The 10,188-nt window shown below is 70.9% G+C and carries 12 protein-coding genes and 1 pseudogene; 7 read left to right on the forward strand and 6 right to left on the reverse strand.

Going from position 1 to position 10,188, the window contains the following annotated elements; genetic code table 11:
* From HYE82_RS28605 to HYE82_RS28615, 3 genes and pseudogenes are all read left to right on the forward strand, one after another.
* A pseudogene (locus HYE82_RS28605) lies at window positions 1-757 on the forward strand (hypothetical protein); the annotation flags it as partial.
* 58 nt (window positions 758-815) lie between these two features.
* Window positions 816-1,832 carry a bifunctional lytic transglycosylase/C40 family peptidase gene (locus HYE82_RS28610; RefSeq protein WP_309144478.1) on the forward strand — a complete coding sequence of 339 codons (1,017 nt, stop codon included), beginning with the start codon at window positions 816-818 and terminating at the stop codon, window positions 1,830-1,832.
* A 204-nt stretch (window positions 1,833-2,036) separates the two neighbouring features.
* Window positions 2,037-2,747, forward strand: a complete 711-nt coding sequence (locus HYE82_RS28615; protein WP_179177071.1) for a phosphatase PAP2 family protein — start codon at window positions 2,037-2,039, stop codon at window positions 2,745-2,747.
* 151 nt (window positions 2,748-2,898) lie between these two features.
* Here the strand turns inward: HYE82_RS28615 and HYE82_RS28620 are convergent, their stop codons facing one another.
* Together HYE82_RS28620 and HYE82_RS28625 are read right to left on the reverse strand one after the other, a co-directional pair.
* Window positions 2,899-3,180 carry a hypothetical protein gene (locus HYE82_RS28620; protein WP_179177072.1) on the reverse strand — a complete coding sequence of 94 codons (282 nt, stop codon included), beginning with the start codon at window positions 3,178-3,180 and terminating at the stop codon, window positions 2,899-2,901.
* A gap of 79 nt (window positions 3,181-3,259) precedes the next feature.
* On the reverse strand, window positions 3,260-3,475 hold the full coding sequence (locus HYE82_RS28625; RefSeq protein ID WP_179177069.1) for a hypothetical protein: 216 nt from the start codon (window positions 3,473-3,475) through the stop codon (window positions 3,260-3,262).
* Window positions 3,476-3,619: 144 nt separating this feature from the next.
* On the opposite strand from HYE82_RS28625, the gene HYE82_RS28630 reads away from it, so the two are divergent.
* Entirely contained in the window at window positions 3,620-4,456 is an 837-nt protein-coding gene (locus HYE82_RS28630) for a hypothetical protein (protein WP_179177073.1), read from the forward strand.
* A 153-nt stretch (window positions 4,457-4,609) separates the two neighbouring features.
* Window positions 4,610-4,762, forward strand: coding sequence for a hypothetical protein (locus tag HYE82_RS28635; protein ID WP_179177070.1), 153 nt, complete (start codon window positions 4,610-4,612; stop codon window positions 4,760-4,762).
* Window positions 4,763-4,920: 158 nt separating this feature from the next.
* Here HYE82_RS28635 and HYE82_RS28640 read toward each other — a convergent pair whose 3' ends face one another.
* A complete protein-coding gene (locus HYE82_RS28640) occupies window positions 4,921-5,268 on the reverse strand; it encodes a metal-sensitive transcriptional regulator (RefSeq protein ID WP_218783177.1) in 348 nt (115 codons plus the stop codon).
* Between the two features lie 194 nt (window positions 5,269-5,462).
* On the opposite strand from HYE82_RS28640, the gene HYE82_RS28645 reads away from it, so the two are divergent.
* Window positions 5,463-6,083 (forward strand): DUF47 family protein, encoded by a 621-nt coding sequence (locus tag HYE82_RS28645; protein ID WP_179177074.1) that lies wholly within the window; start codon window positions 5,463-5,465, stop codon window positions 6,081-6,083.
* Between the two features lie 5 nt (window positions 6,084-6,088).
* On the forward strand, window positions 6,089-7,087 hold the full coding sequence (locus tag HYE82_RS28650) for an inorganic phosphate transporter (protein WP_179177075.1): 999 nt from the start codon (window positions 6,089-6,091) through the stop codon (window positions 7,085-7,087).
* Between the two features lie 151 nt (window positions 7,088-7,238).
* Here the strand turns inward: HYE82_RS28650 and pstB are convergent, their stop codons facing one another.
* From pstB to pstC, 3 genes are read right to left on the reverse strand one after another with little or no spacing between them, the layout of a single operon-like run.
* Window positions 7,239-8,015, reverse strand: coding sequence for a phosphate ABC transporter ATP-binding protein PstB (gene pstB / locus HYE82_RS28655; RefSeq protein ID WP_179177076.1), 777 nt, complete (start codon window positions 8,013-8,015; stop codon window positions 7,239-7,241).
* Between the two features lie 29 nt (window positions 8,016-8,044).
* Window positions 8,045-9,124, reverse strand: a complete 1,080-nt coding sequence (gene pstA / locus HYE82_RS28660; protein ID WP_179177077.1) for a phosphate ABC transporter permease PstA — start codon at window positions 9,122-9,124, stop codon at window positions 8,045-8,047.
* A complete protein-coding gene (gene pstC / locus HYE82_RS28665; protein ID WP_179177078.1) occupies window positions 9,124-10,113 on the reverse strand; it encodes a phosphate ABC transporter permease subunit PstC in 990 nt (329 codons plus the stop codon). Before pstC ends, pstA begins: the two co-directional genes overlap by 1 nt.
* Window positions 10,114-10,188 lie beyond the last annotated feature (75 nt).

The following is a 10,188-nucleotide window of genomic DNA, read 5'->3' on the forward strand; positions in this document are numbered from 1 at the left end:
GCGGGTGGCGGGCTGGGTGGCCGCGGGGGCGGCGCTGGCCGTGCTGGGCGGCGTGGCGCTGTGGCAGCTGACGCCGATCGGCGGCGGGCGGGACGGCAAGGCCGCCGACCCGTCGGCGCAGGGTCCGGCGGGGCAGAGCCCGTCCCCGGGTGCGTCGGGGCAGGTGCCCGGGGGTCAGGCGCCGTCCGGCCAGGGGTCGGCTGCGCCGTCGGCGGCGGCGCAGTCGCCGGCGGGGCCGCCCGTGTTCATCAAGCAGACGGCCCCGAACCCGGACGACTACAACCCGATCCTGAAGCAGTGCCACAACCCGGTCGTGGAGGAGCCCGCTCTCGCGAACTTCCAGACCTCGGTGACGACGGCGGAGAGCGACTACCTGAAGGAGCTGCAGCCGGGCCGGGTCCGGATCGGCTTCCGGCTGAAGTACGAGGTCGCCGACGCGCCGCCGTACTACGTGGCGGTCGCGGTCAAGCCGCAGCACGAGGTCGACGCGGGCGGCCGGTCCACGGAGGCGACCGACAACCGCCAGCTCGGCTTCGTGGCCAGGGCCCGCGACCTGTACGAGGGGGACGAGACCCAGTGGAAGTACGCCCTCTACCCGGACGACTTCTCGATGGAGCTGGACGGCAAACGGGTGCCCGCGCCGCCGCTGGCGCAGGATCCGGGTGGGTGGACGGTGGTGTTCCGGCACGCCGTCTCGGATACCCAACACAAGAGCGTGGTGTGCGACGGCTTCGATTCGGGTCCGCAAAAGGGATGATTCCGACACGTACCGGTGAATCCCTGTGAAAGTCTGTCCGATGGGGGAGGGTTGACGGGTGCGCAGATTCTGGGTGATCGGCGGGATCGGCTTCGGGGTGTGCCTGTGCTTCCTCGCCCTCCTCGTGGTCGGCACGTACTCGGCGGCGGCGGGGATCGCGGGCGGGGGCGGCCGCGCCCTGGGTCTGACCAAGGGGGCGGTGCCGGCCAAGTACCAGGCGCTGGTGCAGAAGTGGGGCGTGCTGTGCCCCACCCTCTCCCCGGCGGTTCTCGCGGCGCAGCTGTACTCGGAGAGCGGCTGGAACCCCACGATCGTCAGCCCGGCCGATGCCCGCGGCATCGCCCAGTTCATCCCGGGCACGTGGGCGACGCACGGCATCGACGGGGACGGTGACGGCGACCGCGACATCTGGGACCCGAACGACGCGATCCCGTCGGCGGCTTCGTACGACTGCACCCTCGCCAAGGACGTGAAGAACGTCCCCGGCGACCCGGTTGCCAACATGCTCGCGGCCTACAACGCGGGCCCGGGCGCGGTGCTCAAGCACCAGGGCGTACCGCCGTACCGCGAGACGCAGGGGTACGTGAAGGCCATCACGACCCTTGCCAAGAGCTTCGAGAAGCCGGTCGGGCGGGTCGCTCCCTCCCAGCAGGCCGCCGGGGCCATCTACTTCGCTCAGAAGCAGCTGGGGACGCCGTACCTGTGGGGCGGCAACGGAACGCCCGACCAGGACGGGCGGTTCGACTGCTCGGGGCTGACCAAAGCGGCGTACGAGTCGGTGGGGATCACGCTGCCGCGCGTGGCGAACGACCAGTACAACGCCGGATCGCATCCCGCGCGGAACGAGCTGCTCCCCGGCGATCTGGTGTTCTTCTCCGACGATCTGACGAACTCGCGGGAGATCCGGCACGTCGGGCTCTACGTGGGCGGCGGCTACATGATCAACGCCCCGTACACCGGCGCCGTGATCCGCTTCGACAAGATCGACACGCCCGACTACTTCGGTGCGACGAGGGTCACCAAGGACGGTGCAGAGGCGCTTCCCGACCGCACCGCCGCTGCCCAGACGCCCTGATGACACTGGGTCAGGTCATGGCCCTGAGCTGCGACGGTGAATCACTCTTGGATAACGTTGCCGTGATCATCCCGTGGGGAGTGGAACCGCACTGACAGAACGGGCGTTCCATGAACACGGGGAAGGATCACAAGGGGGGGTTCACGGGGCGCACACACGGGTGCGTCCGAAGGGAACCGAGCAAGGGCAAGGTGCCGCATCGCCATGGCTGCACTCGCAACCGGTGGGTCGAACCTGGATGTCAGCCTGCTGTACGACGTCAACGCCTTGGCCCGGCATGCCCCGGCGGCTGTCGACCGGGCCGTCGCCCTGGTCGGCGACTACGGCATCCCCCTGGCCCTGGTGCTCCTCGTGCTGTGGTGCTGGCGCGGTGCGCGCCGGCAGGACGAGACCTCGGCCGCCGAGTCGTTCGCCGCTCTCGTGTGGGCGCCCCTCGCGGCCGCCCTCGCGCTGCTCGCGAACGTCCCGCTGCGCCGGCTGGTCGCCCGCCCCCGCCCCTTCGACGAGCACAGCGGGCTGCAGGTGATCGAGCCGGGGCTGGGCCTGCACGGCTTCTCCTTCGTCAGCGACCACGCCACCCTCACCATGGCGCTGGGCATCGGCCTCTTCCTCGTCCGCCGCAAGTTCGGCCTCATCGGGATCGGCCTGGCCCTCGTCGAGGGCGTGTGCCGCGTCTACCTGGGCGTCCACTACCCGACCGACGTCATCGGCGGTTTCGCCCTCGGCGCCGCCGTCGTCCTCGTCCTCGCCCCGCTCGGGATGGCGCTGTTGACTCCGGTGGTGCGCGCGGTGGCCCGCTCCCCGCGGCTGGGGCGGCTGGTCCGTGCCGGTCACCGGGCCCGGCCCTGTCCGGTGGACCTCGCCGACCGGGAGGCGGCCGACGCCGGTACGCGGGACAAGGACCTCGCCGCCTGACGGCACCGGCTCGCCGCGGGCGGGCCCGCGGGGCCGCTTCCGGCTCAGGAGTGCCCGTAGGCGTCCCATGCGGCGACCAGGACGGCTGCCAGCAGGCACAGCGCCGCCATCCCGAAGCACACCAGCACCGCCGTCGGCCGGGGCCGCGGCGTCACGGGTCGCCGCCCTCGGCCCGCGCGCCGACATCGGACGCCGCGTCACGGCGGTGGCGGGAGCGCAGCCACAGGCCGGTGGCGAGGGCCGCGGTGCCGGTCAGCCCGACGGCCAGGGCCACATCGGCGGGGCCGTCCGCGCTGCCCGTCGGCCGGTCCGTGCCCGTCGGCCGGGCCGCGGCAGGCTGCCGGGCGACGGCCGCGGCGACCGCGGCGGCAGGGGTGAGCGCGATCAGCAGGGCCCAGAGGAGGGCCGCGAGGCGGGGTGCGGGTCCTGGCATGCCTCCAGCGCATCGGTACGCGGACGGCACGGCCAGTCGGGAGTGTCCGAACGGGCGACGGCGGGCGGCGCGGCGGCCGCTACCCCGCGGTGTGCCCGGCGGCGTCCTTGCGGGCCAGGTCCCGGGAGCGGCGGGCGGGCCCTCTCCAGCCGCAGGTGCACACGGCCAGGCAGAACGAGCCGCGCTCGGTGGTGTCGGCGGTGTGGGTGTCGTCGGCGGAGGGCTCTTCCGCCGGGCGGGGCAGCGCAACGCTGTCGGGCAGGGGGGCGGGCGGCGCCTCGGTGTGCGGGTCCACGGCACCACGGTACCGGGGGGCCGGAGCGGCCCCGGGAGCGCGGCGACCGCTGGGGCGGCCGTGACGGGAAACCGCTGACCTCGTTATCCGGAGCGGGTGGGGGCCTCGGTCGATCAGCGGTCATGCATTGGGGGTTGGCAGGCGATGGTGGTGCACCAGCACGGGTGGCGGCGCGGGCGGGCGGGTGAGGCGGTGCTCGCCGCCGGCATGGCCGCGACCTTCGCCGCGATGAGCGGCTGCGGTGGCGGGGCCACCGCGGGCGACGACCGGCCCCGGGCCGACCCGGCGGCCACGGTCCGCGCGGCCGCGGACGCGCTGGCCAGGACGGGCAGCGCCCGGGTCCGTACGGCGATGGAGATGGCCACCGGAGGCACCCGGGTCACCATCCGCGGCGAGGGCGGCGTCGACTTCAGGAACCGGATGGGCCAGCTCCTGGTCATGCTCCCGGCCGACGCCGCCGGCAAGGCGGAGCACCGGCCCATCACCGAGCTGCTCGTGCCCGGCGCCCTGTACATGAAGAACCGCGGCGCGGGGGTACCCGCCGACAAGTGGGTCCGGGTCGACGTGGCCGGCCTCGCCGACGGGAACCTGGTCACCGGCGGGGCGACCGACCCGCAGGCCGCGGCCGAGCTGCTGCGCGGGGCGCAGGAGGTCCGGTACATGGGCGAGACCGAGCTGGCCGGGGAGAAGGTGCGGCACTACCAGGGGACCACCGACATCGGGCGGGCCGCGCAAAGCGCCTCCCCGGCGGTCAAGGGGGCCTTGGAGGCAGCGGCGAAAGGGTTCAGCAAGGACACCGTGCCCTTCGACGCCTACGTCGACGAGCAGGGGCGGCTGCGGAAGGTCCGACACCGGTTCACCTATGTCAACAATGGCGTGATCGATGTCTCCTCGACCACGCTGCTCTACGGGTTCGGGACGCCGGTGAACGTCGTATTGCCCGCAAGCGGGGACATTTACGCCGGGAAGATCGCCGACTAGCCGGGCGGGCGGTACCCGGGCGGCGCGGACGGGCCATGGGGGGTATCCGGAAATGGTCCATCCGTGTCATGCGCACAGCGCCCCGCCCTCCCTACCCTGGGAGACCGCAGGCCCACGTCCCCCGTCCGATGGCGGTAGATTGAGGTGACACGCGTGACTCCCGCTGGCGGTACGACGGTGCAGGACCACGTGGCGCTCGCCGAGATCGAGCTGTGCGGCGAGCTGATCATCGCGGCCTCCGCGGCGGACGAGGAGAGGCTCAGCCAGGACCGGATCGACGAGGTCCTGATGGGCTTCGCCCGCTAGGCCTGCTCCCTCCGGTCGGAGCACGGGCCGCGGCCCGCGTCGGCCGACCCTGTGCGACGCACGGGCCCGCCGGACGGAGGCCCGGGCCCGCCGCCCGGAGGCCCGCGCCCGACCGGACCGAGGCCCGCGCCCGCCGCCCGGTTCCCGATCCGCGCCGGTCAGGTCCGCAGGAGCCGCGCGATCGCCTTCGTCGCCTCCTCGACCTTCGCGTCGATCTCCGCCCCGCCCTTGACCGCCGCGTCGGCGACGCAGTGCCGCAGGTGTTCCTCCAGCAGCTGGAGCGCGAAGGACTGCAGGGCCTTCGTGCTCGCCGAGACCTGCGTGAGTATGTCGATGCAGTAGACGTCCTCGTCCACGAGCCGCTGCAGGCCCCGGATCTGCCCCTCGATCCTGCGCAGCCGCTTGAGGTGCTCGTCCTTCCGGTGGTGATACCCGTGCACCGCAGCGCCGGGGGCCGTGCCGGGGGCGACGCCGGCTCCGGAGCCTTCCGCCTCGATGGCCGTCATGGGTCCTCCCGTGGTCCGGAACGAGGGTGGATACCCCCGATGGGTATAGGGTAGCGGGCTCCGACCGGTCGGGGCAGCGGTCCGCGGTCCTCACTCTGCCTGATGGAGGACACGGAGCAATGGCCGGTTAGCCGTGGCCGGGGTATACGCCTAGCATCAGCCTGACCGAATCCGATGCACCCCGAGGACCCCACGTGCGATTTCGTCTGACCCCCAGGGAGACGAGCTTCTACGACATGTTCGCCGCATCCGCGGACAACATCGTCACGGGCTCGAAGCTCCTGATGGAACTGCTCGGAGCGGATCCCTCCGCCCGGGCCGAGATCGCGGAGCGGATGCGTGCGGCCGAGCACGCGGGGGACGACGCCACCCACGCGATCTTCCACCAGCTGAACTCCTCCTTCATCACGCCGTTCGACCGCGAGGACATCTACGCCCTCGCCTCGTCGCTCGACGACATCATGGACTTCATGGAAGAGGCCGTCGACCTGGTGGTCCTCTACAACATCGAAGAACTCCCCAAGGGCGTCGAGCAGCAGATCGAGGTCCTGGCCCGGGCGGCCGACCTGACCGCCGAGGCCATGCCGCACCTGCGCACGATGGACAATCTGACCGAGTACTGGATCGAGGTCAACCGCCTCGAGAACCAGGCCGACCAGATCCACCGCAAGCTGCTCGCCCAGCTCTTCAACGGCAACTACGACGCCATCGAGGTGCTGAAGCTCAAGCAGATCGTCGACGTGCTCGAAGAGGCCGCCGACGCGTTCGAGCACGTGGCGAACACGGTGGAGACCATCGCGGTCAAGGAGTCCTGAACCCGGTGGACACCTTCGCTCTGATCGTGACCATCGGTGTCGCGCTCGGTTTCACGTACACCAACGGTTTCCACGACTCGGCGAACGCGATCGCGACCTCGGTCTCGACCCGCGCGCTGACCCCGCGCGCCGCCCTCGCGATGGCCGCGGTGATGAACCTCGCCGGCGCCTTCCTGGGCAGCGGCGTGGCCAAGACCGTCAGCGAGGGGCTCATCGAGACCCCCACGGGCAAAACGGGCATGTGGATCCTGTTCGCCGCGCTGGTCGGGGCCATCGTCTGGAATCTGGTCACCTGGTACTTCGGCCTTCCCTCCTCCTCCTCGCACGCCCTGTTCGGCGGCATGGTGGGGGCGGCGCTGGCCGGCGGGATCGGGGTCATCTGGTCGGGCGTCCTGGAGAAGGTCGTCATCCCGATGTTCCTGTCCCCGGTCGTCGGCCTCCTCGTCGGCTACCTGGTCATGGTCGTGATCATGTGGCTGTTCCGCCGGTCGAACCCGCACAAGGCCAAGCGCGGCTTCCGCGTCGCCCAGACCGTCTCGGCGGCCGGCATGGCCCTCGGCCACGGTCTGCAGGACGCCCAGAAGACCATGGGCATCGTGGTGATGGCGCTGGTCATCGCTGACATCGAGAAGCCCGGCGCCCCGATCCCGACCTGGGTCAAGGTGGCGTGCGCGGTGATGCTGTCGCTCGGTACGTACGCGGGCGGCTGGCGCATCATGCGCACCCTGGGCCGCAAGATCATCGAGCTGGACCCGCCGCAGGGCTTCGCCGCGGAGACCACGGGCGCGTCGATCATGTACACGGCGTCCTACATGTTCCACGCGCCGATCTCCACCACCCACGTGATCACCTCGGCGATCATGGGCGTGGGCGCGACCAAGCGGGTCAACGCGGTCCGCTGGGGCGTCGCCAAGAACATCGTCCTGGGCTGGTTCATCACCATGCCGGCCGCAGCCCTCGTCGCCGCCCTGTGCTTCTGGATCGTGGACCTGGCCCTCGTGTAGGCGGGCGGCCGTACGGGGCCCGGCGGCCCGTACGGCGGCGGACACGGAATCGGGCCGGCTCCCCCACCCGGGGGAGCCGGCCCTTCGCCTTGCGGTGGCACCGCCATGCAGCACCGCAGGACGTCCGTGCGGCAGGGCCGCGGTCTGTGGCTCAGCCGAAGCGGCCCGAGATGTAGTCCTCGGTCGCCTGGACGGACGGGTTGGAGAAGATGCGGTCCGTGTCGTCGATCTCGATGAGCTTGCCGGGCTGGCCGACCGCCGCGAGGTTGAAGAACGCGGTGCGGTCCGAGACGCGGGCGGCCTGCTGCATGTTGTGCGTCACGATGACGATCGTGAAGCGCTCCTTCAGCTCGCCGATCAGGTCCTCGATGGCGAGGGTGGAGATCGGGTCGAGGGCCGAGCAGGGCTCGTCCATCAGCAGGACGTCGGGCTCGACCGCGATGGCGCGGGCGATGCACAGGCGCTGCTGCTGGCCGCCGGAGAGGCCGGAGCCCGGCTTGTTCAGGCGGTCCTTGACCTCGTTCCACAGGTTGGCGCCCTTGAGGGACCGCTCGACGACGTCCGCGAGGTCGGACTTCTTGTGCGTGCGGTTCAGGCGCAGGCCCGCCGCCACGTTGTCGAAGATCGACATGGTGGGGAAGGGGTTCGGGCGCTGGAAGACCATGCCGACCGTGCGGCGGACCGCGACCGGGTCCACGCCGGGGCCGTACAGGTTCTCGTCGTCCAGGAGCACCTTGCCCTCGACGCGGCCGCCGGGGGTGACCTCGTGCATCCGGTTGAGGGTGCGCAGGAAGGTGGACTTGCCGCAGCCGGACGGGCCGATGAAGGCGGTCACGGAGCGGGGCTCGACGGTCATCGAGATGTCGTCGATGGCCTTGTGGTTGCCGTAGAAGGCGGACAGGCCGCTGACGTCGATTCGCTTGGCCATGAGGGTCACTTCGCTTTCGTACAGTCGCGTCAGCGACCGGTCTTCGGGGCCTTCCAGCGGGCGATGCCCCGGGCCACCAGATTCAGGATCATGACGAAGGCGATCAGGACGAGCGCTGCGGCCCATGCCCGGTCGTAGGAGGCGTCACTGCCGACCTTGTACTGCTCCCAGATATACAGGGGGAGCGAGGACTGGGCGCCTTCGAAGGGGTTGCCGTTGATCAGCTGGGAGCCGAAGACCAGCAGCATGATCGGGGCGGTCTCGCCGGCGATGCGGGCGACGGCCAGCATCAGGCCGGTGGCGATGCCGCCGACGGCGGTGGGGAGCACCACCTTGAGGATCACGCGCCACTTCGGCACACCGAGGGCGAGGGCGGCCTCGCGCAGCTCGTTCGGGACGAGCTTGAGCATCTCCTCGGTGGAGCGGACCACGACGGGCATCATCAGGATCGACAGGGCCATCGCGCCGGCGAAGCCGGAGGGGCCGAAGCCGAGCATCAGGTTCCAGGTCGTCAGGATGAAAAGGCCCGCGACGATGGACGGGATGCCGGTCATGACGTCGACGAAGAACGTGACGGCCTTGGCGAGCTTGCCCTTGCCGTACTCGACCAGGTAGACGGCGGTCAGCAGGCCGATCGGGGCGGCGATCAGGGTGGCCAGCGCGATCTGCTCGATGGTGCCGAGCAGGGCGTGGTAGACGCCGCCGCCGGGCTCGAAGCTGGTCACGCCGTTCATCGAGTGGCTGAGGAAGTTGCCGTCGAGGACCTTGATGCCGCGGCTGACGGTGGTCCAGATCAGCGACAGCAGCGGGACGACCGCGAGCAGGAAGCAGACCCAGATCATGGACGTCGCGACGCGGTCCTTGGCCTGGCGGCTGTTCTCGATCACGGCGCTGGAGCCGTAGGTGATGCCGACGAACAGCAGGGCGGCGATCAGACCCCACTGGATCTTGCTCTGGAGGCCGAAGACGAGGCCGGTGCCGGAGCCGAGGACGGCGGAGAGCACCGCGATGCCGGCGGGGGCCCAGCGGGGCAGGCCGCCTCGGGTGAGGCTGCCGGAGGAGGGGGACCGGTCGGCCCGGGTGGGGCGGTCCTGGACTGCGTGGCTCATCAGGCGTTCGCCCCCGAGTACTCCTTGCGGCGCGCGATGATCATGCGCGCGGCGCCGTTGACCAGCAGGGTGAGGAGGAAGAGGACGAGACCGGAGGCGATCAGCGCGTCCCGGCCGAACTCGTTGGCCTCGTCGAACTTCGCGGCGATGTTCTGGGCGAAGGTGCCGCCACCCGGGTCCAGGATGTGCCCGGAGATGAGGAAGCTCGGGGAGAGGACGGTGGCGACGGCCATGGTCTCGCCGAGCGCGCGGCCGAGGCCGAGCATGGAGGCGGAGATGACGCCGGACCGGCCGAAGGGCAGCACCGACATCCGGATGACCTCCCAGCGGGTCGCGCCGAGGGCCAGGGCGGCCTCCTCGTTCATGCGCGGGACCTGGAGGAAGACCTCGCGGCTGACGCTGGTCACGATCGGCAGGATCATGATCGCGAGCAGGATGCCGACGGTGAAGAGCGAGCGGGCGACGCCGACCTGCGACTTGTCGAAGACGTACGTCCAGCCGAGGTACTCGTCGAGCCAGAGGTTCAGTCCGGCCAGCTGCGGGACGAGGAAGAGGGCGCCCCAGATGCCGTAGATGATCGACGGCACGGCGGCCAGCAGGTCGACCACGTAGGCGAGGGGGGCGGCCAGCTTGCGCGGCGCGTAGTGCGAGATGAACAGGGCGATGCCGACAGCGATCGGAACCGCGATGGCCATCGCGATGATCGAGCTGACGACGGTGCCGAAGAGCAGGACGGCGATGCCGAAGACAGGGGGGTTCGCCGACGCGTTCCAGTCGAAGGTGGTGAGGAAGTTGCCCTCGTTCTCCGACAGTGCGATCGAGGCGCGGTAGGTGAGGAAGGCGGCGATCGACGCCATGATCACCAGGAGCAGGATCCCGGAGCCCTTGGAGAGGCCCAGGAAGATCTTGTCACCGGCGCGGCCGGTGGGCTTTCCGCTCGCGGAGACAGGCGGAGGCGTGTCTATCTGGGTGGGTGTGGTGGAAGCCATGGTCTTTCCGGTCTGGACGGGGGACGAGCCCCCTGGCGGCGGTGCACCGGATTCCCCCGCGGGGCGGGGGAATCC

Origin of the sequence: Streptomyces sp. BR123 (assembly GCF_013401435.1) — a bacterium.
In the GTDB taxonomy this organism is placed as follows: Bacteria; Actinomycetota; Actinomycetes; order Streptomycetales; family Streptomycetaceae; genus Streptomyces.

Excerpts from the sequence above, each read along its gene's own strand:
- HYE82_RS28615 (WP_179177071.1), top strand. The coding sequence starts at position 2,037 with ATGGCTGCACTCGCAACCGGTGGGTCGAACCTGGATGTCAGCCTGCTG.
- HYE82_RS28620 (WP_179177072.1), bottom strand. The coding sequence starts at position 3,180 with ATGCCAGGACCCGCACCCCGCCTCGCGGCCCTCCTCTGGGCCCTGCTG.
- HYE82_RS28630 (WP_179177073.1), top strand. The coding sequence starts at position 3,620 with ATGGTGGTGCACCAGCACGGGTGGCGGCGCGGGCGGGCGGGTGAGGCG.
- HYE82_RS28640 (WP_218783177.1), bottom strand. The coding sequence starts at position 5,268 with ATGACGGCCATCGAGGCGGAAGGCTCCGGAGCCGGCGTCGCCCCCGGC.
- pstB (WP_179177076.1), bottom strand. The coding sequence starts at position 8,015 with ATGGCCAAGCGAATCGACGTCAGCGGCCTGTCCGCCTTCTACGGCAAC.
- pstA (WP_179177077.1), bottom strand. The coding sequence starts at position 9,124 with ATGAGCCACGCAGTCCAGGACCGCCCCACCCGGGCCGACCGGTCCCCC.
- pstC (WP_179177078.1), bottom strand. The coding sequence starts at position 10,113 with ATGGCTTCCACCACACCCACCCAGATAGACACGCCTCCGCCTGTCTCC.